A 335-nucleotide genomic window follows, 5' to 3' on the forward strand; every position below is an offset into this window, starting at 1 on the left:
CAGGTTCAATTACCACGGTTCATGCCTCAACAGCACTTGCAGCCTTTGAGCAAATGACCCTTTTGGTGAAAGAAAGTGAGGGTGGAGGAGACTTAGAGCGTGACGATATTCGAGGGCTGTTGATTTCAATGATTGATATCATCATTCAATGTAAACGGATTGAGGGAAAATTTAAGGTCACAGAAATTTATTATGATCCCTTTAAACAAAGAAACATCTTTGGTGGGAATTAAAGGAAAATGCCCCTGCTCTAAAAGGCTTTTTTAAGGCAACTCTTGAAAAGCAGAAAAGGAGAAATAAGTGACAGTAGAGGCGACGGAGAATCTTTTGTCAAT

General features: G+C 39.7%; 1 pseudogene. It reads left to right on the top strand.

Annotated features, from left to right (window positions below):
* Positions 1–233, top strand: a pseudogene (locus tag ACFIO5_RS11505) (P-type DNA transfer ATPase VirB11); the annotation flags it as partial.
* Positions 234–335: the final 102 nt, after the last annotated feature.

This window comes from Bartonella sp. AA86SXKL (assembly GCF_042196885.1).